This is a genomic window from Halorussus marinus (assembly GCF_004765795.1).
Lineage (GTDB): Archaea > Halobacteriota > Halobacteria > Halobacteriales > Haladaptataceae > Halorussus > Halorussus marinus.
In genome coordinates this window covers 626,385-647,322 of sequence record NZ_SBIV01000001.1, presented here as the reverse complement: position 1 = coordinate 647,322, position 20,938 = coordinate 626,385, and the positions used below count along the sequence as shown (strand labels likewise).

Sequence of the window (20,938 nt, the reverse complement as noted above, 5' to 3'; positions counted from 1 at the left end):
CTCAGATCCCCTCCTGTCCGCTCGTCGCGTAGTTGTAGATGTAGACCAGCACCAGCGCCCCGATGATCGCCGCGGTCAGGAACGCGACGGCCGCGGCCGTGCCGTACATCCGGTTGCTGAACGTCGTCACGACCAGACACGACAGCGACGGCACCACGTTACAGCCCGAGACCGTCTCGATGACGCCGAAGATGCGCATCGCGGCGATGGTCCGAAACAGCATCGCGACCATCACCGTCGGGAACACGAGCGGTAGCGTGATGTACTTGAACTGTTGCCACTTCGAGGCTCCCGAGACGCGGGCCACGTCGTAGAGGCTCCGGTCGATGCTCTGGAGGCCCGCGAGGATGAGCAACGCCATGAACGCCGAGGTCTTCCAGACGTCGGCGACGATGATGATGACCATCGAGTCGACCGGGTTGGCCAGCGGCGTCTCCGAGAACGAGAAAAACGGGAGTTGCTGGACGAGGTCGACCCCGAAGCCGATGCCGGGCTGGAACATGAGGTAGAAGATCATCCCCTGAATCACGATCGGAACCGCCCACGGGATGATGATGGCGACCCGGACCCACCGACGGCCCCGGAAGTCCTGATCGAGCACGAGCGCCTGCCCGAACCCGATCACCGTCTCGAACGCCACGCTGACGACGCTGAAGATCAGCGTCGCGGAGATGGCGCTGACGAACAGGTTGTCGAAGTGGACGAACGGGAACGTCGCGTCGACGGCGACGTCGGGCAACAGCGGCCGGACCAGCAAGGCGTCGCGCTCGCCGGTCAGCAGTTCGACGAAGTTGTTCAGACCGACGTACTCGCCGAGTTGCGCCCGGCCGACGAGCGCGTCGGCGTGCAACGCCATGTCGAACGTACGAACGAGCGGCCAGAACGCGATGAGTCCGAGGATGAGAAACGTCGGGACCAAAAGCAGGTAGGCGAACTGCGTCTCGCTCAGGTTCTCCATCCACCGGACCGTCGCGGCGTAGGGGCCGCCCCTGTCGCCGCCCCGAAGCGTCTCGCCGGATTCTGCGCCCATCAGCGGTCCCTCCGATTCATGCGTCGTCACCGACTGTCATGTGAACTCTCGAACGAGGTGATCAGACGCTCTGTTCGATCTGCTCGACGGTCGCGGCCAGTTGGTCGAGCGCGGGCGCCGGTTCGGACTCCTGAGCGAGAACGCTGTTGACCGTCTGGGCGATCTGCTCGGACTCCTGGGGCCAGACCGCGGTGGCGGGCCGCGGGATCGCGTTCTCGACCGACACCTTGATCGTGTCGATGTACCGGCCCAGAACGGGCACGTTCCGGACCGTCTCGGAGTCGTACACCGCCGGTTTCGGCGGCAACCATCCCACCGCCTCGAACTGCGCGGCCTGATAGCTGTCGGTGGACATCGCCTCGATGACCTCGACGACCGCGTCTTTCTTCTGGGAGTTCGGATTCACGGTGAGGTTCCAGCCGCCGAGCGCCGCGGCCGCCCCGCCGGTGCCCTCGTATTCGGCCTCGTCGGGCGACACCCCGGAGGGGATCGGCATCGTGCCCAGATCCTCGCCGAACCCCTCGTCTTCGCTGCCGTTGATGTTGATGGCGTAGGGCCAGTTGCGGTGCATCACGGCGTTGCCGTTGGTGAACGGCTGGCGCGAGGGCTCTTCGGACCACTGCAGGACGGCCTCCGGCGCGATGTCTCCGGCGAACCCGTCGAGCGCGACCGGGTCGTCCGAGCCGTTGATGAACGTCCGGACCATCCGGAGCGACCGAACGACCTGATCCTGATTGATCGTGATCGGCCGGTCGCCGATCGGCCCGAACAGGTTGTCGAGGTCCCCGAAGTACGCCCCGCCATACGAGCTCATCCACTCGTTGAAGTTACAGCAGGCAAGCCCCTCGTAGGCCTTCCCCTGGAAGGTGAATCCGTAGTCGATGTCGTCGTTCTGGTCGAGCACGTCGCTGGTGACCTGCGAGAACTCTTCCCACGACAGCGGCTCGGTCTGCCAGCCGCTGGTGTCGTAGCCGGCGTCCTCGACCAGATCCTTGCGGTAGTTCATCGTCGGGACGCCGAGGAACATCGGAACTCCGTACAGATCGCCCTCCGGCCCCGTCACGCTGTCGACCGCTCGGGCCTGATAGTCGGAGTTGACGGTCTCTTGGAGATCCGACGGGAGGAGATCGCTCATGTTCTGGACCTGCTTGCGTGCGATGAACGGCTGGGTCCAGCCACTGTCCATCATCAGCAGGTCCGGCTCGTTTCGGCCGGCCGAGAGCCACTGCTGGTACTGGTTCTGTCGCCTGCCGGTCTCCCACGCGCCGGCGATGATGTCCAGTTCGATGTTCTCTGACAGGCCGGCGTCGTACAGCGCCTGCTGGAGCGTTTCGCTGTTGTCGTTCGCCAGACTGTCGGAGGCGAACTGGACCACGGTGGTGTCGTCCTGGGCGCGGGCGTACCCCGAGAACGCCGCGACCGCCCCGGTCGCGCCGGTGGCCTGGATGAATCGCCGCCGGGTAACCCCCCTGTCGGTCCGCTCGCCCCGCGTTGTGTGTCTGTGAGACATTCCCTCATACTTCAACAATAGAACGGAACTTATAACTAACGAGCGAACCGACGCGCGCCACGGCCGTCCCCCGCCGCGAACGGGGCCGCGACCGGCTCAGGTCCACGGGCCCGGGGCCGAGACGCCGAGTCGTCTCGGTTGGGCTGTCACTGCGAGTCCGCCGACTTGTCCAGCACCCTCCGGGTCCACGGGCCGATGGGGTCGTCGGTCCGGTCCATCCACTCGCCCAGTTCCGACCGTAACTCCCGGTACACCTCGCGGTAGTCGGGATGGTCGACGAGGTTCCGGAGCTCGTGGGGGTCCTCGGCGAGGTCGTACAGCTCGTCGGTGTCGAAGGCATTGTACACCAGCTTGTAGTCGCCCGCCCGGACCATTCGCTGGCTGTACAGGCCGAACTCCTCGCCGTGGTACTCGGCGACCAAGCGCTCGCGCCAGTCGTCCGGGGCGTCCCCGGTGAGTAGCGGAACGAGGCTCCGGCCGTCGACGCTCGACGGTGAGTCCACGCCGGCGAGGGCGCAAAACGTCGGCATCAGATCGTGCAGGCCGACGAACTCCTCGACCGTCCGGCCCGCGTCGGCGGCGTCCGGCCACCGGACCACGAGCGGAATGTGGTACACCTCCTCGTACATCAGCGGGCCCTTGTTGAACTGCCGGTGGCTCCCGGTGAAGTCTCCGTGGTCGGCGCTGTGGACGACGACGGTGTCCTCGTCGAGCCCCAGCCGATCCATCGCGTCGAGGACGCGGCCGATCTGCTCGTCGATGAACGTCACGAACCCGAAGTAGTGGCTGATCGCCCGCGCCCACGTCTCCCAGTCGAACCCCTCGACGCCGCGGTAGGCGAGGTGTTGCTCGTGGACGTACGGCTTTCCGTCGAACGTCTCGGCGTAGTTTCCCCATCGGGGTATCTCGTCGGGGTCGTACATCGAGGCGTACGGCTCGGGGACGACGTACGGATGGTGGGGCCCCGGGAAGTCCGTCCGGTGGAAGAACGGCTCGTCGCCCGACGCCGCCGACTCCAGTCGGTCGACGGTGACTTCGGCGAGATAGTAGGTCAGGGTGGCCTCCTTCGGGACCGGCGTCGTCGCGGACACGAGGAGGTCCTCGCCGGCGTACTCGGCGTAGATCTCGTCTTCGAGTTCGATCCCGTCGGGGTCGACGCCGTGCGCGCGCTGGTGGGCCGCGAACCCGCCGTCGGCTTCGGTCGTGTCCTCGCGCGCGAGCGTCTCGAACCCGAAGTCCTCCGGGCGCTGGTCGCGACCGACGTGCCACTTCCCGGCGTAGCTGTTCGCGTAGCCGGCGTCAGCGAGCAGTTCGCCGAACGTGACGTGGTCCTCGGGGAGGTTGGGCCGGATCGCGTCGGGCTCGTGGCAGTTGTTGAGCATCCCGTGATTGTGCGGGTAGAGCCCGGTCAACAGCGACGCGCGCGCGCTCGAACAGATGCCGATCGGCGTGTACGCGTCCTCGAACCGGACGCCCTCGCGTGCGAGGCGATCCATCGCGGGCGTGTCGACGGCGGGCCCGTCGGCGGCCGAGACGTCGTAGCGCTCCTGGTCGGTCAGCAACAGCAGGATATCGCGACGGTCGGTCACCCCCGACACCTCCGGCGGGCCCGTCCCGACGAGTCGGCCGCTATCGTGGGATCGACTGGCATGACGGGGCTACGCCGTCACGCCGGATAAGCGACGTGGGAATCTGGACGGCCCCGCGGGGCGTCCCCTTGGGTCCGCCGGGACTCCCGGACGGTCAGCGCTCGGGCGGGCCGTCCCGACCGATCATGATTTCGTGAGCCTCTATGTCCTCGATTGCGGCGACCTGTCCGCCGACGGTGACCTCGCCGGCGTCGATCTCGACGGTCATGCCGGCGACGCGCTCGCCGCCCTCGAACGAGAAGCCCACGACCTCCCCTTCGATCACGCGCGTCGATCCGGTCTCGATGTCCCGACCCTCGATGGTGGCGTAGAAGTCCCCCCCGAGCGCCTGCAACTCTTTGACACACCGACGGATGGAGGCGTAGCGCCGGGGGAACGGGCGGTCCTCGCCGTCGGCCGCGAGCGTGCGCTCGGCGGTGGTCCAGAGCACGGTGCCGAAAAAGCCCGAGACCAGAAAGCCCAGCGCCGACCGATTGAAGATGACGCCGTACCGGTCCTCGTCGTCGCGCAGGGCGTCCTGCGTGGCGTAGATCGAGTACTCGCCGTCCGCGACCGCCACGACCGGCGTGGTGATCCCCCGGCGCGCCCGGGCGGTCGTCGCCACGTCGAGGTACTCGTACTCGTCGGGGTCGGGCGCCTCGGAGGCCGGCGTGACCAGCAGTTCGACGCTGACACCCGAGTCGACGGCGTCGGCGAGTCGGTCCTCGAAGCGCGCCAGGAGGTCCGGCGTCAGCGAGAGCGCGAGCTCGAACTCGGCCGCCTCGATCACGTCTTCGAAGTACCGGAGGATCGTCGACCGGGACTTCACCAGCGACACCGCCTCGGTGTCGCGGGCCGGCGCGGTGTAGCGGGCTTCGAGCTCAGAGACCATCTCCGAGAGCGACGACTGGACGCCCGAAAACGCCTCGTCGGGGTCGACCGCGATGACTTTCATCGGGCGCGACTCCCGGAGTTCGACGAGTCCGCGGTCGCTGAGGCTCCGGACCGTGTCGTACACCCGCGGCTGTGGGATGTCGGTCCGGTCGGCGATCTGGCTCGCCGTGAGATCGCCGTGTTCGAGGACGGTGAGGTAGGCGTCGATCTCGTACTCCCCGAGGTCGAACCGCTCGCCCACCCGTTCGATCGTCGCGTGGAGGTCGTCGGAGGTCATAGGTGGGCGGTCACACCCGAGCGGTAAATGGTTTACCCACTTTCGAGTAGCACCGGCTTTCGAAACCGGGTTGCATTAGCGTCCGGACCCGGTAGGTCGCCGACGCGTTTCGGGGCGAGTCACCGTCACATGTACATCCGATCGTCCGGAACCTCGGCCTGAGTCTGCTCGGCGAGCCGCTTCGAAAGCTCCTCGTAGTACTCGCGGATCTCCCCGGCGAACGCTTCGAGGGGCCCGGTGTCGAGTTCGAGGCCGTAGACCGACGAAACCGCATCGAGGAGTCGGATCGCGGCCTCGACGTCTGGCGCCTGCGAGTGGACCGGCGTGAGGTACACCCCGGTCCTGAGTGACGATTCGAGCCCCCGGGCGACGAGTTCGGCGTTCACCCCGTCGAGGAACCCCTGAGCCATCGGCGTGACGTCGGCGTCCCCGAGCCGGTGGTCGCGGTAGTCGTCGGTCGCGACGTAGAACACCTCGTGTTCCTCGGGGGCGTGCGGGATCGTCATCCCCTGGAGGATCGCGATCTCCTCGACCCGGTTGGTCCGTGTCCACTCGAGGACCGCCTCACTGAGCGACTCGGCGGCCCACGCCGGGACGAACAGTTCGCCGACGAGCACCGTCAGGTCGCGGTCGGCGTGCGAGAACAGCCGGGTGTGGTGGCGCGGCCGGCCGTTCTCGAAGGGCGTGATCGCGGGAAGCCGGTCGGCGGTGACGTTGCCGACCGGCTCGAACTCGAAGTGGTCGACGAGGTAGTCGACCGCGGTCAGCCCCGCGAGACCGAACTGAGAGAACCCCGCGATCAGCGTCTCGTCGGCGGTTTCGGCGTTGACTTCGAACGAGGCCGCCCGCGGTGGGGCCGATGGATCGGTTGCCATACCGACGTGTACGGAGACCGGTCGGTTAGTTCTTTGTAGGCTACGGGTCGGGACCGACGTCGGGCCGCGGCCGCCGTTCGGGCGGATGACTTTATGAGTGACGCCCGCGAATCCGTAGCCGATGAGCATCCGGCGGTTGGTTCGGGGAACCATCGAGTGGGAGCGACTCGAGACCGTCTTCGCGGAGGTGGCTCGGCGGTACGACCAGCCGACGGTCCGCGTCGAGTTTCTCGACGCCGACAACTGGCTCTCGACGCCCGCGGTCGTCGACGACCGGTGGTTCGTGAAGATCGTGACCGAACAGAACTCGCTGGTCCACGCGCTTTTCACCGGCGCGCGCAACCTCGGGGTGTTCTCGTCGGGCACCGAAGGGTTCTTCGAGCACTTCGACGACCCGATGGAGATGGCCGACCACGAACTAGACGCCACCCGGCGAATGCGCGAGATCGGGGTGAACGTCCCCGCGCCGGTCGAGACGTTCGAGGTCGACGGGATGGGCGTCCTCGTGATGGAGTACCTCCCGGAGTTCCGGCCGCTCGACGAGATGAATCCGGATGCTGTCCGGCGGTTCGCCCCCGAGGTGTTCGGGGCGCTGGCGGCGATGCACGATCATCGGCTCGCCCACGGCGACCTCCGGGGCGAGAACGTGTTGGTCCGCGACGAGGAAGTGTACTTCATCGACGCGACCAACGTCCGCGAGAACGGGCTCGCGGAGGCCCGCTCGTACGATCTCGCGTGCGCGCTCGCGGCGCTCGAACCCCTGATCGGCGCGAGCCCCGCGGTCGCGGCGGCGACCGACCACTACTCGTCCGACGAACTGCTCGCGGCTCGGGAGTTTCTCGACTTCGTGAACATCCGCCCCGACCACGACTTCGACGCGGTCGAGGTCAAAGCCGAAATCGAGAAGCTCGCGGAGGCCAACAGCGCCGGCTGAGGCCGGGTCGAGCCACGCGACGGGGGGTTCCGGATCGTTCGGCCGGAATAGGGAGTCTTTTTTATCATGGCGGTTCCACGTTCGACCAGAGATGAGCCAACAAGCCAGCGAGCAGACGTACGAGCACTATATCGGCGGCGAGTGGACGGCCGGCGACGGCGACGAGACGTTCGAGAGCGTGAACCCGGCGAACAAGGAGACGCTCGGGGAGTTCCACCGCGGGACGCCCACCGACGTCGACGCCGCGCTCGCCGAGGCCGCCGAGGCCGAAGACGAGTGGGCGTCGCTGTCGTACATCGACCGAGCCGAGTACCTCTGGGACATCTACCACGAGCTCCGCGAGCGCACCGACGAGCTCGGCGAAGTCATCACCAAAGAGTGCGGCAAGGAGATCTCCGAGGGGAAAGCCGACGTTGTCGAGGCCGCCCACATGGTCGAGTGGGCCGCGGGCAACGCCCGCCACCCCCACGGCGACGTGGTCCCGTCCGAGATTCCGAGCAAGGACGCCTACATGCGCCGGAGCCCTCGCGGCGTCGTCGGCTGTATCACCCCGTGGAACTTCCCGGTCGCCATCCCGTTCTGGCACATGGCGCTTGCGCTCGTAGAGGGCAACACGGTCGTCTGGAAGCCGGCCGAGCAGACCCCGTGGTGCGGTCAGATCATCGCCGAGATGTTCGAGGACGTCGGCATCCCCGACGGCGTCTTCAACATGGTTCAGGGCTTTGGCGACGCCGGTAACGCCATCGTCGAGGACGAGCGCGTCGACACCGTCCTGTTCACCGGCAGCAGCGAGGTCGGACACAAGATCGCGGGCAAGGTCGGCGGCGAACCCGGCAAGCTCGCGGCCTGCGAGATGGGCGGCAAGAACGGCATCGTCGTCACCGAGGAGGCCGACCTCGATGTCGCGGTCCACTCGGCGATCATGTCCTCGTTCAAGACGACCGGCCAGCGGTGTGTCTCCAGCGAGCGGCTCATCGTCCACGAGGACGTCTACGACGAGTTCAAAGAGCGCTACGTCGATCTCGCCGAGGACGTGTCGGTCGGCGACCCCCTCGACGAGGACACCTTCATGGGGCCGATGGTCAACGAAGATCAGGTCGAGAAGTTCGGCAAGTACAACGACCTCGCCCGCGAGGAGGGCGCGAACGTGCTCGTCGACCGGGAGGAACTCGACGACAGCGAGATCCCCGACGGCCACGAGGACGGCTACTGGGTCGGTCCGTTCGTCTACGAGATCGACTACGACGAGGACCCCCGGTGCATTCAGGAGGAGGTCTTCGGTCCCCACGTCGCGCTCATCGAGTACTCGGGCGACATGGACCGCGCGATGGAGATCCACAACGACACCCCCTACGGGCTGGCCGGGGCCGTCATCTCCGAGGACTACCGCCAGATCAACCAGTTCCGCGACGAGGCGGAGCTCGGACTGGCGTACGCGAACCTGCCGTGTATCGGTGCGGAGGTCCAGCTCCCGTTCGGCGGCGTCAAGAAGTCGGGCAACGGCTATCCGAGCGCCCGCGAGGCCATCGAGGCCGTCACCGAGCGCACCGCCTGGACGCTGAACAACAGCAAGGACATCGAGATGGCACAGGGCCTCTCGGCGGACATCAAGACCTCCGGCGACGACTGATCCCGAGCGACGATCACGCGCATTTTTCGGCCGACCGAACGCGAACGCCTCCGACGGTTTTCGAGAAGCGAGTGGACCCTGCGAGCGGTTCGGTCGCCGTCTCGCTCGTGAGCCGGTGGGACGGCCGCGAGCCGACCGACGGCGGCCTCAGGCGGGGAACCAATCGGTGGTGTAGCCCGCGGCTTCGAGATGCCACCGCTGGATCGGACCGTCGGCGCCAACGCCCACCTCGACGACCGCGTCGAACAGCGGTTCGAACGTCCGCACGACCTCGGCGTCCCGCGGGGCCGGGAGGACGTAGTGGCCGATCCCCGAGACCCGATCGACCGACCGGATCACCGACCGGAGGAACGACGCGACGTCCGCCGAGTCGTGGGACCGAGCGAGCGAGCCGAGCGAATCCAGACAGAAGCGGAGTTCGGCGGGGTCGAGCTCCGACTGGCGCTCGAACGACTCGATCGCGTCGTCGATCCTCGTCGCCAGGTCGTCGAGGCCCCCGTCCGCCTCCGAGACGCGAACGCCGGTGTCGGGGTCGACCGCCGTCGCCGAGCGAGCGCTGGCCCGGGAGTCGATGACGTGTGCGTCCGCTCCGGTGGTCTCGACCGACCGCAGGCGCGCGCAGGCGGTCTCGACGGTCGTCCCGTGGAGCGCGATCAGCCGCGTCCGATCGAGGTCGGGGGCCCCGAGAAGCGGCGCGCTCACGGCGCCGATCACGTCGTCGGGGACCGACCCGACGACCAGCACGTTCCCGCCCGTGCGCTTGAGCCGCGACAGCGTCGGCCGGAGCTCGATCGTCCGATCGGCGAACACGGTCACGTCGTACTTCCGGAACGGAAACCAGACCGCACCGACCTCCCGGCGGCGGTCGTTCGCTCTCGGCCGAAACAGGGTGTCGATCGCGTCGGTTCCGAGGAGGTCCGCGAATCGGTCTGTCACGGCGGCCGGTTCGAGTCCGGTCGTGCTCGCGACGGCTCTCAGGAGGCCCTTGGACAGCCGTTCGTCGTCGTCGGCTCGGTGGACGACGACCGAGTCCCGGACGGTGGGCTCGGGGCGGAGCCGCTCGCGGCGGGCGTCGCGCGCGACCGGGCTCGAAACGCCGATCCGACCCGCTCGGGTCACGGAGACGAGCCGGTCGTGAAACGGGAACGCGACCGTGACGTGGCCGGCGCGGTCGGACGCGTCGGTCGCGGACGCGACGAACTCGTTTAGCGCGTCCGGACTGACCTGCTCGTACAGCGGGGGTAACTCGAGCGAGTCAGCGTCGGCCGCCGCCGCGACGGTCTCGATGACCGTTGTGGTGACCGGGCGGTCGCTCCGGGGGTCGTGACACGTCCTGCGAGCCGCGTCGACGAGGGGAGCGGGGTCAGGCGGGGACCTCTCGTTCATTCTGGTTGGCTGTACTCGGGACTACAGCGGTGAATATCCATCGTTCGTTTGTTCGCGACGATCGGTCCGACGCGGGGCGGCTGTCCGGTTCCGGTGATTTATGATCGTCCGTCACGTCCCGACCAGTAATGGCTGACAACGGTCGCGGCCGCGACGAGGACACATTCGATCCGGAAACGCCGCTCGACCTCGCCGAACGGTTGGCGTCCGACGAGACGCGCTCGCGGCTCGACGCGACGCTGAACGCGCTGGCCCACCGGCGCCGTCGCGACGCGCTCTACTGTCTGGCCGAGCGCGATCCGGAGACGGTGTCGGGGCTCGCGAGGGAGCTGGCGGCCCGCCAGACGGGCGTGTCAGTCGACGAGATGTCGAGCGAGGGCGTCGATCGCATCGAGACCGACCTGTATCACGTCCACCTCCCGAAACTCTCTGAGGCGGGCATCGTCGAGTACGACGACCGGAGCGGCGCGATCAGCTACTCCTGGCCGCCGGAAACGGTCGAGACGCTTCTGGACGTCTGTCGGACGATAGAACTGGACGACTGAGCGGACGTTCGCCGGCGCATCGCTCCGGACCGCCCCGTCTCCTCACCGGTCTCACTCGGACTGTAGAATCTTCCGGCCCTCGACCGCCATCACGAACGAGACGCTGAGCATCATGAACGCCACCGTGAGCAGGCCGTAGAGGTCCTCGGTCGCGAGGTGGGTCGCCGGCGTCGTCCCCAGCCAGTGGCCCGCGATCACCGCGCTGCCGACGACCGCGGTGAGGAAGAAATACCGGCTCCACCGGCGGGTGTCTCGGGGCCGGGCCGGCTCGGTCACGTCGAGGAACCGCCGGAGGTACGCGGCGTCGCCGGTCAGTTCGACAACGCGGTCGTCGGCGTCGTAGCGCGCCAGCCCGTGGTCGTCGAGCCGCGGGACGTGGGTCTGGTAGAGCGAGGAGTACACCTGCTTGCGCTGGCGTCCAGAGACCGCCTCGACGGTCGTGTCGTTCTCCCACGCGGCGATCCGGGCGCTGAGGTCGGTGATCGGGATGCGCGACTCGTCCAGCAGGTGGCGGAGCGTCCGCCGACGACGCGCGTTTCCGAGCAGGTCGAACATCGCGTCCCGCGAGGGTCGGGCCGTGCTCCGGTCACCGTCGACGGTCCCGGAGTCGGTTCCACTTACCGCCCCAGACATCTGTCTATTGTCGTATATTTGTACAGAGAGTAATTAACGTTCGGGTTTCGACGGCCGACCGACTCAGTTCCCGGTCACTTCTTCGGCGAGCTCGTGAGCTTCGAGTCGGACGTAGCCGGCGTCACAGTTCTCGCCGCCGACCACCCGGTAGCCCTCGTCGAGCGGGAGAGCGCCGGCCGAAACCGGCGTGAAAAGCCTCGTCTCCGTGACGCTCCCGATCCCTCCGGTGAGCGCGTCCGGGAACTCCACGTCGCCTTCGAGCATCCGGCGTATCCGTTCGAGAGCATCGTCCCCGCCGAACAGTTGGAGCGAGTCGGTGGCGTCGACCACGACGCCGTCCCACACGTACGCCCCTTCGTCGAAGTTGTCCACGTCTCGCTCCTCGGTTCGTTCGAAACACCCTGCGAACGGGACCGACTCACGCTCGCGCCGGGAAGCCGTCACGAACAGGAACTTGTTGACGTAACTGGTCCCCGGAACCGAGTCTTCCGGGACGACGAAGTCGTAGGTCTGGATGCCCGGCTCCTCGGGCGTCGACTCGTCTTGGGAGCCGAATCCGAGGCCGAGACCGACGCCCACCGACCCCGCGGCGCTCCGTTTCACGAACGTCCGGCGATCGAGCGATACCCCCCGCGTCCGTTCCGGATCAGATCCCCCCATTACGGGCCTGTCGTACAGCGACGACGAGGATAGGCGTTTTCGTACGCTGAGTGAGCTGTCAGCGCCGCCGATCGTGCCACGCCGGGAACTCCTCGCGGACCCGACCCACCCGGTCGAGGTCGACGTCCGTCACCACGAGGTCGGGCTCGTCGCCCGTGCTCGCGAGCGCGGTCCCCCACGGGTCGAACACCGTCGACCGTCCGAGCAACGTGGCGTCGTCGTCCGACCCCGAGCCGTTGACGGCCGCGACGAACAGTTGGTTCTCGACCGCGCGGGCCCGCGGGAGGAGCTTCCAGTGTTCGACCCGGGGGTACGGCCACGCGCTCGGCACCACGATCAGGTCGGCGCCGCGCTCGGCGAGTTCGCGGTACAGCTCCGGAAACCGCAGATCGTAGCACGTAGTCATCCCGACGGTCGCGCCGTCGAGGCTCGCGACGCCGAGGGACTCGCCCGGGACCAGCAGTTCGGCCTCGGCGGACTCGTAGCCAAAGAGGTGGTGCTTGCGGTACACCGCCCGCCGGATCCCGTCCCGATCGAACAGCACCGAGGTGTTGGCCAGCCCCTCGTCGGCCGGCGTCTGGACGCCCTCCGTCTCGGCGAGGTCCTCGACGATGCTCCCGGCCAGCACCGCGACGTCGCGGTCGGCGGCGGCGTCGGCGATCGCCGAGAGGGTCGGCCCGTCGAGGGGTTCGGCGGCCCGGGCGTAGGCGTCGAACGCGAAGTAGCCGACGTTGAAGATCTCGGGCAACGCCACGAGATCAGCGCCCCGGTCGGCGGCCGCGCCGACGGCGTCGAGCGCCCGCCGTCGGTTGCGCTCGACCGCGCCCGACTCGATGTCGAGCTGGGCCAGCGCCAGCCTCACGCGGTCGCCTCCTCGCTGAGGGCGTCTTCGAGGTTGTCGAGTTCGTCGTCGAGGTTCTTCTTGAAGTAACCCTCGATGCCGGGGACCCTGCCCTCGACGACGAACTGGTTCACGAGCCGGCTCCCGGTCTCGGTCTCCTGTATCTCGTGTTCGCCGGTCACTCGGAGCGCCGAGGATTTGCCGACGAACTTGACGTGGGTCGGCGGGTCGCGTTCGACGTCTTCGGTCTCGACCTCCACGGTCGCGTCCAGAAAGGGAATCGGGACCGAGATGTGCCAGATCGAGGAGTGTTCGCCCGTCCGCTCGTAATCTTTGACGACGCTGATGACGCTTGCCCGTCGCTCCGGGTCGGAGATGAATTCCCACACGTCTTCCGGCGGTACGTCGAGCTCGAACGTCCGCTCCACCCGGACTGTCATATCGGGCCTTGGGGCCACGCCGCCAAAAAGCCGCCGGACTAACTCGGCGTTACCTTCCACGTCGTCGAGCGCGCACGCCCCCACTTCTCGATGTCGACCTCCTCGGTCTTCTCGGCGAGCCGCGGGAGTCGAACACCGACCTGTTTGGACGACAGACCAAGCTGCTCGGCGATGTTCTTCGCGCGGAAGTATCGCTCTCCGCGCGAGACGCTCTCGCTGAGGTACGCGATAATGCGCCGTTCCTCGTCGGTGTAGTCAGTCATCCTCACCGCCCTATAGGGCGCTCGCACCCTTAACGATTTCCCGCCCGGCGAGAAACGTGCCCGACCCGGTTACCGCCAGAAGAGGTGGACGGCCGCGACTGCGAGTACGCCGCCGATCATCGCACCCGCGAACCCCCACGCGGCGAGTTGGCTCCCCGGCGTGAGGAGCATCGCCCCGGCGGCGACGACGGCCAACAGCGTGAACAGCGTGGCGAGTCCGATACCTTTGTCGGTCGAAACCGTCTCGTGTTCGGCCATGCCGAGTGCTTTCGCCGGCCCCAACTTAGTTCATTCTACTCGCCGCCCAGACCTCGCGTCGCCGGCCTCGCCCGCGACGGCGTAGCCCCAACCCACCGTTACTCGACGGTATGCCCGGAGTACTCCGAGCCCCGCCCGTCGAAGTCTGCGCTCGCCACCACACGGGCTTGCGAGCCGTCGAACCCCGCGAGGACGGACGCGTCGGCGTAACCTTTGCGCTCGCCGGTAGAACTTTAATGCCCGAGGTAAGAGATACGAGTACATGACCCGGAGTGTTCAGGCTCCTGATCGAGTTCTTCTCGGTCGATGAGAACGACGTAACGGTACGACGAGACGGTGAATCGATAGTTCTGGCGGTCGACGGTGACGACTACGAACTGAGTAGAGACGAGGCCGCGGACCTGCAGGAGGCGGTCGGGTCCGCGCTGACCGAGCGCCGGGAGTTCTTCCGGACCGCGGGCGTCCACCGCGAGGACGGCACCTACGAGGTGTCCCGGCGGGGCGCCGACTCGGCGGGCAACTCCAAGGTGTTCGAGAGCTTCGGCGCGTTGCGCCGGATGTTCGACCGGCTCCCCGCGGAGTTCACCGCCGACCACGTCGGCCGGACCGGGATCACGGGCTCGCGGCGCCACATGCTGGTGCGTCACTTCGCCGAGCACCCCGCGTTCGACTGCGGAATCACCCGACGGAACCCGCTGACCGCAGAGAAGACCACCGAGGCGGCGGCGAGCGAGGACGGCGAGCTCGCGAGCGCGGACTGACCGACCGCGGCCCGACGACGGGCCGGACTTACTCTTCGAGGGAGTGAATCTGGTCGACCAGCGTCTTGAGCTTGTGGACCGTCTTGTCCTCGAACGCGTTCGGATCGAGGTGGAAGTGAGTGACGGCGTTCACCTCGGCGAGCCGCCCGGTGAACATGTGCAGGAACTTGTAGGTCGACTGGACGTCGTTGTACTCGAGCAACGGCGTGAGCGAGTCGAACCCCACGGTGAGCGGCCGGTCGTCCGACAGCCCCTCTTTGACGATGTCTCGCAGTCGCATCGCGAGCCCCGTCAGATCGTTGGGATGGGCGGTCACGACCGTCACGTTCTCCTCGACCGGCGACTCGTCGTTGAGCCCCCGACTGCTCTGGGTCGCGACGACGTAGAGGTTCGCCGGAAGGGTCCCGACGTGCTCTCGCCACTCGGCGACGATGTCCTCGGCCGACTTCGTGTACGAGACCTGAATCACGTTGATCTCGGAGGGGTCGACCGAAGGCGCCGTCAGCAGACGGTAGCACAACCGCACGCGCTCGGGGTTCATCCGATCGCTCAGAACGAGGTGATTCGTCCCCGGACCGACCGCGCCGTCGGGGGCGTCGGCCATCAGCGGCCACCCCCGTCGGCGGGACGGGGCGGCGACTGAACGGTCATGTACGGCTCGTCGTCGGTGTACTCGACGAGCCGCGTCGAGCCCATGTAGCCGCTCGGGGACTTTTCGAGCTTGACGTACTGGAGCCCGGTGGCGTCGATCCAGGTCCGCAGGACCTGCCACGCGCCGTTCTTGTAGAACATCGACAGCTCCTCGCCGACCGTCTTCGGATTGAAGAAGTACACCGAGGTGTCGCCGGGTCGGTAGAAGTTCTCCTCCTCCCAGAAGCGGACTCGACGGAGCTCGTCCTCGTCGAGGACCGGGAGCTGTGCCTCGATGTTGACGAGGCTCAACACCGGCCGGTCGGCCGACCGATCCTGGACCGTCCGGAAGACGCTCTCGGTGGTCTCGTCGTCGTGGGCGACCGGCTTGAACACGTTGCGTCTGGTGTTCTCCCAGATGTTGGTGTAGTCGAGCAGAAAGAGCCGGTCGTCGTTCAGCAGGTCGTCCATGTACCCGACCCGTTCGTCGATGATCGACCGGAGCCGCTTGGGGGGGAGTTCGACCGGCGGGACGATCAGGATCGACATGTCCGCCTCGATCGCCCGGGCGATCAGGTTCGTCAGCACGGAGTGAGGGCTGGCCTGACCGTCGTGTTGCAACAGGAGACTCCCCCCGAGCGCGACGCCCCCGCCCATGAGCGCGTCGAGGCCCTCGATCCCCGTCTCGAAGTACTCGTCGGGCCGGAACTCGCCGGGGTGGGTCCGCATCCGCGGGTAGGTCCGGAGCCCCGCGTCGTCGAAGCCCAGTTCGAAGACCCGCGTGTCGTGATCGACCCCGCGCATCTTCATCACCTCCACGAACCGGTGGTAGTCGCCCTCGACGTTCTCGCGCCACAGTCGGATCACGCCGTGGGTGTTAAACTGGATCGCGTCGGACGCCGCGACCGACTGGGTGCCCTCGACCGAGCCGGTGGCCTCGCTCTGCTCTGCGGTCAGCATGGCGGTCGCGCCGAACTCGTCGTTGAACAGCCTGACGAGGTCGAACACCGCCCGGCGGTAGGTGTCGTAGTCCTCGCCCATCGCCGACAGCCCCGAGACGCTGTCGAGCACCACGCGGTCGACCGGTCCGTACGACGAGAGCTCTTCGACGATGTACTGGGGTTCGAACGGCGCCGCGTAGTTGTCGTCGAGCGTTGGCCCGCCGTCGAGCGTCTGGAGGGTCAACACCTCCTCGTCGTCTTCGAGCGTCTCGCCCGACCGGGCGTGGAGCGACGTGAGCGTGAGGTCGGGGTGGTCGAGATCGAACGCGAACGACTCGAACGACGCCCGCACTTCCTCGTCGGTCTGTTCGGTACTGACGAACAGGCAGCGCTCGCCCGCCTCGAGGCCGGCCTGCAGGAACTGCATTCCCAGCGTCGATTTGCCCGTTCCCGGGCCGCCGGTGACCAGCACCGTCCGCCCCTCGGGAAGCCCGCCGTTCAGCGCTCTGTCTAACACGGTACTGCCCGTCGCGTCTGTCATTGACCAACGGTCGAACCAAGCGCGTAAAAATCTGCGGGAACGCAGAGAGCCGCGATCGGCGTCGGCGATCGCCCACCGGACCGGACGGCGGCTCAGTTGATCGTCGTGTGCTCGCTCTCCTCGTTCAGCGCGAGGTTCGCGGCGATCTCGGCGTTCCGAACGGCGTACTGGGCGGTCTGTTGGAGGCTGACCAGCACCTCCCGGACCGCCAGCAGCGAGTCGTTGTCCATCTCGGGCAGATCCGAGAGGATGTCGGACTCCCGGTCGCCGATCTCGTGGAACAGCGCGCCGACCTCACGGGTCTTGTCGTAGTCGCGCTCGACCGCGGCTTCGACCGCGAGCGCGGTGATCTCGTCGACCTGATCGGTGAACTCCCGGATGCGCCGCATCGTCTGGCCGTCGACGTCGAGGGTGTGACTGTCGGATTCGAGGACGATCTCCGCGATGTCCTCGGCGTTGTCCGCGGTGAGTTCGAGGTTCTTCGCGATCGAGCGATAGCCGATGAGCGGGAAGCCGGTGTCGAGGTCGACCGCCCGAGCCAACACCGGGTTCTGGTAGGCGGTGAAGATCAGCCGGAGCAACAGCACGAAGATCTTGTTCGCCTGGCGCTCGCGGTTGAGCGCCCGCTGGGCCAGATCAGGGTTGCCGTGGGCGAGCGCCTTGACCGCCTCTCCGCGCATCGTCGAGCCCGTGTTCTCGAGGCGTTCGAGCAGGTTGTCGAGGTTGAAGTCCTCGGGGTCGACCGAACACCGGATGGCGATGCTGTCGGGAGTCTCTTCGACCACGCCCAGTCCCATGAGCTGGGTCTCGGCCTTGTACACCGCGTTGATGTGTGCACTCTCGAGGGTGTCCTCGCTCTCGACGTGGATCACCCGCCGTCCGAGTACGTACTGGGCGACGATGGCGCGCTCGACCGCGTCCGCGTCGAGGTTCTCCGCGTGAATGACCGCTTCGGACTCTTCGGTGTGGGCCGACTCCGGCAGGACCGTCAGGGTCCCCTTGCCGCCCATCCGGAGCGACACCTCGTCGCCTTTCTCCACGCTGTTCTCCGAGGCCCACTCCGCCGGGAGCGTCATCGCCAGCGTCGAGGGGCCGAGCCGTTGGACCTTCCGCGTCTCCATACGCCCCTAGTCAGAGAGCGAGCACCTTAAGCTTCCCTAGATGCCACTTATTGCCCCTTCGACGCTACTCCACCTTCATCATCCGGCGCTCGAACCGGCCGACCCGGACCTTCCGCCATCCACGGAGCGACTCGTCGACCGCCTCGTCGCCCGTATCGACTCGGAGGACGCCGATGTCGTCGAGCTTGCGCTTCGAGGCGACGACTTCGACGGTCGAGCGCCCGAGCACGTCCGGCGAGATCTGATCGTTGCCCCGGCCGAAGACGAACCCCTGCCCGCCGATCGGCGAGACCACGACCACGTTGCGCTCGCCGAGATGTGAGAGGATCTCGTCGGCGCTGGCGTCCCGGACGAGCACCTCGCCGTCCCGCCACACGTCGACGCCGAGCGGCGAGCCCTCGAAGCCGAGCGCCTCCTTGATCGCGCCGACCGTCCCGCCCGGCCCGAGGACGTAGGTCGCTCGCTCGCTCGCACCGTCGCCGGCCTGCCGTTCTGACTCGGCGCGGGCGTCGTCGGCGACGCCCTCGGCGAGGCTCTCGACCGTGCCGCCGCCGACCTGCTTGCTCGACTGGAGGTCCTCGGCGACCGGCACCGTCGCGAGCGCCTTCAGTTCGGCCCGGACCTCGCCCTCGCGGTAGGCCGACTCGTCGATGTCGTTCACCTCACGTCGCTCGGTCCGGTCGAAGTCGGCGGCGACCCGGCCCGCGGCCTCGGGCGTGACCGCGAACACCGCCGAGTACACTTTCACGCCGGCCGGGACGCCGAGCATCGGGACGTCGGCGTCGAGGTCCGCGAGGGTCTGGGCCACGTCGACCGCGGTGCCGTCCCCGCCGACGAAGAGGACGAGGCCGACGCCGGCTTCGGCGAACGCCCGGACGGCGTCGCGGGTGTCGCCGGCGCTCGTCTCCGTGCTCGCGGGGTCGCCGACGATATCGGGGTCGAACCCCGCCGCCTCGGCCGCCCGCTCGCCCATCTCCCCGCCGTAGGTCACGATCTCGGCGTCGGGCGCCCGTTCGCCGAGCGCCGCCAGCGCCGCCCGCGCCCGGTCGGGAGCGCGCGGGTCGGCGCCGCGTTCGCGGGCCTCCTCGACCTTGCCGTCGGTGCCCTTCAGCCCTACGCGGCCGCCCATCCCCGCGATCGGATTGACGACTACGCCGATGCGTCGCATGGGCGTGGCTACGGCCGTCGGTCGCAAAAGCCGTCCGGTCCCAGAAAAATGAGCGACGTCGGGGTCAGTACGACTGGCCGCCCTGGAACGACTGGGGCTGTGGCGTCTGGGTCTGCTGGCCCTGGGGCTGGTGGCTCTCTGTCAGCTCCTGGAACCCCTGCTGGCCGGCCGCCTCCTGCGGACCGCCGATGGATTTCAGGAGCTTCTCGGTCGAGTCGATCGCGAAGTTGACCGCCTGAAGCGTCTCCTGAACGTGCGGGGACTGCTGGTGTTGCTGGAGGATCGGCATCCCCTGGCGGGCGATTCGCAGGAAGGTCTCTGCGACCTCCGGGCCGTTGATCGAGTCGCGGGCGATCAGTTTCTCGTTTAGCTCAGCCAGCTCGGAGAGGTCATCACACAGCCGGGCGCACTCGGCCATCTGCGGTCCGCTCTCGATGCACTTGTCGGCGCACCACGACGCGATCTCGACGACGCGGTCGAACGATTCGAGCGCCTCGTTGAGCTCCGGGGTGATCTCGGCCTCGAACTGCTGGCCGACCTGCTGGTGTGTCGTCCGGTGTGCGCCGCCCATCTGTCCGCCGGTCTGGCCCTGCATCCTCTGGGACTGGCCCGTCGGCTGTTGGCTCGTCTGGCCCGTCGATTGGTGGCTCATCTGACTCATTGGCTGTTGGCCCATCTGGCCCATTGGCTGTTGGCTCGTCTGGCCCGTCGATTGGTGGCCCATCTGGCCCGTCGGCTGTTGGCTCGTCTGGCCCGTCGATTGGTGGCCCATCTGTCCTGTCGACTGCTGGTGGCCGGACTGCTGGGTCGGTTGGGCGCCGTACGTCTGCTGGCCGCTGGTCGGTGATTGCTGATACTCTTGTGTCATTGGTCTACTCCCGCCCTTAGGCGGCTCTTACGGCCGCTTCGTCGGGCGACCCGAGCTTCACCCGACTTATAAATAAACGGCTCAGACCGTTGGCGTCAGTTCAGCCCGGAAAGGGGGCATTTCGGCCGCGTCTGATTCCGAAAATCGGCTTCGGGCGTCGACGTGTGAACGACGGTACGTCCCCGTTACGGCGGTGAGTGTCGATTCAAGCGTCCGTTTCGGACCGACCGAACGGCCCGTAGTCTCCCCGTCGCCGGACGCCGCGGTTGGCAAGGGTTAAGAGCGCGGGACCGGTAGCGTCGGACATGTTCACACTCGCAGGATCGGTTCCCGCCAACGCGTCGGGGATCGTCGCCTCGGTCGTCGGAATCGCCATCACGGTCGCGTGGCTCGCGTACCTCTATCGCTGAGGCGTCTCGACCCGCTCGCGGAGCCACGCCGCCGCGGCGTCGAGTTCGGCCTCGTCGGTGCTCTGGAGTTTGACCCGAACGTGGTCGCCGGGGTAGCTCCCCACGGTCACGTCGAAGCGGTCCCGTAGCGTCGCGAGGCGTTCGACCAGTGCGCTCTCGGGTTCGTCGGCCTCCACGACCGCGACGTGGCGATAGGCCCCGGCGAATTCGTCTTCGATCCGCTCGAACATCGCCTCCATCTCGTCGGGGACGCCCGGCAGGACGTAGACGTTCTCGACCGCACACCCCGGCGCGACCCCTGCCTCGTTGGGAAGCAGTCGCGATCCGGCCGGGAGGTGGGTCGTCCCCTCCACGAGGTCCGCACGCGAGTAGTCGGTGTTGTCGGCGATCCACTCGACCGCGTCGGGATGTTCCTCGACCGAGACGCCGACGGCGGCCGCGACCGCCTCCATCGTCATGTCGTCGTGGGTCGGCCCGAGACCGCCCGTGACGATCACGGCGTCGTACGCCGCCCGGAGTTCGTTGACTTCGCGTGCGATTTCGCCGACGCTGTCGGGAACCACGACCACGCGCTCGACGCTCGCGCCCCGGTCGGCCAGTCGCCGACCGAGCCACGCGGCGTTCGTGTTCACGGTGTCGCCCGCCAGCAGTTCGTCGCCGACGGTGACGAGAGCTACCTCCATAGCGAGACGTA

At 67.6% G+C, this 20,938-nt stretch carries 22 protein-coding genes; 4 read left to right on the top strand and 18 right to left on the bottom strand.

Annotated elements, in window-relative coordinates; all coding sequences use genetic code 11:
- Position 1 precedes the first annotated feature (1 nt).
- The 5 genes from EPY72_RS03310 to EPY72_RS03290 form a co-directional block, all read right to left on the bottom strand.
- The gene (locus EPY72_RS03310) at positions 2 to 1,030 is read right to left on the bottom strand and encodes a carbohydrate ABC transporter permease (protein WP_134670530.1); all 1,029 of its coding nucleotides are present in this window, start codon (positions 1,028 to 1,030) and stop codon (positions 2 to 4) included.
- Between the two features lie 61 nt (positions 1,031 to 1,091).
- Positions 1,092 to 2,540, bottom strand: coding sequence for an extracellular solute-binding protein (locus EPY72_RS03305; protein WP_135805557.1), 1,449 nt, complete (start codon positions 2,538 to 2,540; stop codon positions 1,092 to 1,094).
- 146 nt (positions 2,541 to 2,686) lie between these two features.
- A complete protein-coding gene (locus EPY72_RS03300; protein WP_135805556.1) occupies positions 2,687 to 4,129 on the bottom strand; it encodes a sulfatase family protein in 1,443 nt (480 codons plus the stop codon).
- A 154-nt stretch (positions 4,130 to 4,283) separates the two neighbouring features.
- A complete protein-coding gene (gene trmB, locus EPY72_RS03295) occupies positions 4,284 to 5,339 on the bottom strand; it encodes an HTH-type sugar sensing transcriptional regulator TrmB (RefSeq protein ID WP_135805555.1) in 1,056 nt (351 codons plus the stop codon).
- A gap of 125 nt (positions 5,340 to 5,464) precedes the next feature.
- Positions 5,465 to 6,214 carry a proteasome assembly chaperone family protein gene (locus EPY72_RS03290; RefSeq protein WP_134670534.1) on the bottom strand — a complete coding sequence of 250 codons (750 nt, stop codon included), beginning with the start codon at positions 6,212 to 6,214 and terminating at the stop codon, positions 5,465 to 5,467.
- A gap of 121 nt (positions 6,215 to 6,335) precedes the next feature.
- Here EPY72_RS03290 and EPY72_RS03285 point away from each other — a divergent pair, with 121 nt between their 5' ends.
- Complete coding sequence (locus tag EPY72_RS03285; protein WP_134670535.1) at positions 6,336 to 7,148, top strand: RIO1 family regulatory kinase/ATPase domain-containing protein; 813 nt, start codon at positions 6,336 to 6,338, stop codon at positions 7,146 to 7,148.
- Positions 7,149 to 7,239: 91 nt separating this feature from the next.
- On the top strand, positions 7,240 to 8,778 hold the full coding sequence (locus EPY72_RS03280) for an aldehyde dehydrogenase family protein (RefSeq protein WP_135805554.1): 1,539 nt from the start codon (positions 7,240 to 7,242) through the stop codon (positions 8,776 to 8,778).
- A gap of 147 nt (positions 8,779 to 8,925) precedes the next feature.
- Here the strand turns inward: EPY72_RS03280 and EPY72_RS03275 are convergent, their stop codons facing one another.
- Complete coding sequence (locus tag EPY72_RS03275; protein ID WP_135805553.1) at positions 8,926 to 10,164, bottom strand: DUF7504 family protein; 1,239 nt, start codon at positions 10,162 to 10,164, stop codon at positions 8,926 to 8,928.
- Positions 10,165 to 10,292: 128 nt separating this feature from the next.
- Here EPY72_RS03275 and EPY72_RS03270 point away from each other — a divergent pair, with 128 nt between their 5' ends.
- A complete protein-coding gene (locus EPY72_RS03270) occupies positions 10,293 to 10,709 on the top strand; it encodes a DUF7344 domain-containing protein (RefSeq protein WP_135805552.1) in 417 nt (138 codons plus the stop codon).
- A gap of 51 nt (positions 10,710 to 10,760) precedes the next feature.
- On the opposite strand, the gene EPY72_RS03265 is transcribed toward EPY72_RS03270, so the two are convergent.
- The 6 genes from EPY72_RS03265 to EPY72_RS03240 form a co-directional block, all read right to left on the bottom strand.
- Positions 10,761 to 11,342, bottom strand: a complete 582-nt coding sequence (locus EPY72_RS03265) for a DUF7344 domain-containing protein (protein WP_135805551.1) — start codon at positions 11,340 to 11,342, stop codon at positions 10,761 to 10,763.
- Positions 11,343 to 11,405: 63 nt separating this feature from the next.
- Positions 11,406 to 12,002, bottom strand: coding sequence for a twin-arginine translocation signal domain-containing protein (locus EPY72_RS03260; protein WP_135805550.1), 597 nt, complete (start codon positions 12,000 to 12,002; stop codon positions 11,406 to 11,408).
- Positions 12,003 to 12,060: 58 nt separating this feature from the next.
- The gene (locus tag EPY72_RS03255; RefSeq protein ID WP_135805549.1) at positions 12,061 to 12,864 is read right to left on the bottom strand and encodes a carbon-nitrogen family hydrolase; all 804 of its coding nucleotides are present in this window, start codon (positions 12,862 to 12,864) and stop codon (positions 12,061 to 12,063) included.
- Entirely contained in the window at positions 12,861 to 13,283 is a 423-nt protein-coding gene (locus EPY72_RS03250; protein ID WP_134670541.1) for an SRPBCC family protein, read from the bottom strand. Before EPY72_RS03250 ends, EPY72_RS03255 begins: the two co-directional genes overlap by 4 nt.
- A gap of 38 nt (positions 13,284 to 13,321) precedes the next feature.
- Positions 13,322 to 13,546, bottom strand: a complete 225-nt coding sequence (locus EPY72_RS03245; RefSeq protein ID WP_134670542.1) for a DUF7123 family protein — start codon at positions 13,544 to 13,546, stop codon at positions 13,322 to 13,324.
- 69 nt (positions 13,547 to 13,615) lie between these two features.
- A complete protein-coding gene (locus tag EPY72_RS03240) occupies positions 13,616 to 13,804 on the bottom strand; it encodes a DUF7525 family protein (RefSeq protein WP_134670543.1) in 189 nt (62 codons plus the stop codon).
- A gap of 377 nt (positions 13,805 to 14,181) precedes the next feature.
- Here EPY72_RS03240 and EPY72_RS03235 point away from each other — a divergent pair, with 377 nt between their 5' ends.
- Complete coding sequence (locus EPY72_RS03235) at positions 14,182 to 14,565, top strand: DUF7528 family protein (protein WP_134670680.1); 384 nt, start codon at positions 14,182 to 14,184, stop codon at positions 14,563 to 14,565.
- Between the two features lie 28 nt (positions 14,566 to 14,593).
- Here the strand turns inward: EPY72_RS03235 and EPY72_RS03230 are convergent, their stop codons facing one another.
- The 6 genes from EPY72_RS03230 to EPY72_RS03205 all read right to left on the bottom strand — a co-directional run bounded on the left by EPY72_RS03230 (position 14,594) and on the right by EPY72_RS03205 (position 20,927).
- Positions 14,594 to 15,169 (bottom strand): DUF7504 family protein, encoded by a 576-nt coding sequence (locus EPY72_RS03230; protein ID WP_135805548.1) that lies wholly within the window; start codon positions 15,167 to 15,169, stop codon positions 14,594 to 14,596.
- A complete protein-coding gene (locus EPY72_RS03225; protein ID WP_135805547.1) occupies positions 15,169 to 16,677 on the bottom strand; it encodes a DUF7125 family protein in 1,509 nt (502 codons plus the stop codon). Before EPY72_RS03225 ends, EPY72_RS03230 begins: the two co-directional genes overlap by 1 nt.
- Before the next feature lie 92 nt (positions 16,678 to 16,769).
- Positions 16,770 to 17,798 (bottom strand): phosphate uptake regulator PhoU, encoded by a 1,029-nt coding sequence (locus tag EPY72_RS03220; protein ID WP_134670546.1) that lies wholly within the window; start codon positions 17,796 to 17,798, stop codon positions 16,770 to 16,772.
- A gap of 64 nt (positions 17,799 to 17,862) precedes the next feature.
- Positions 17,863 to 18,966, bottom strand: a complete 1,104-nt coding sequence (locus EPY72_RS03215; RefSeq protein WP_135805546.1) for an ATP-NAD kinase family protein — start codon at positions 18,964 to 18,966, stop codon at positions 17,863 to 17,865.
- 64 nt (positions 18,967 to 19,030) lie between these two features.
- The gene (locus EPY72_RS03210; protein ID WP_210423482.1) at positions 19,031 to 19,834 is read right to left on the bottom strand and encodes a hypothetical protein; all 804 of its coding nucleotides are present in this window, start codon (positions 19,832 to 19,834) and stop codon (positions 19,031 to 19,033) included.
- Positions 19,835 to 20,234: 400 nt separating this feature from the next.
- Positions 20,235 to 20,927, bottom strand: a complete 693-nt coding sequence (locus EPY72_RS03205; RefSeq protein ID WP_134670549.1) for a competence/damage-inducible protein A — start codon at positions 20,925 to 20,927, stop codon at positions 20,235 to 20,237.
- Between the last annotated feature and the right edge of the window lie 11 nt (positions 20,928 to 20,938).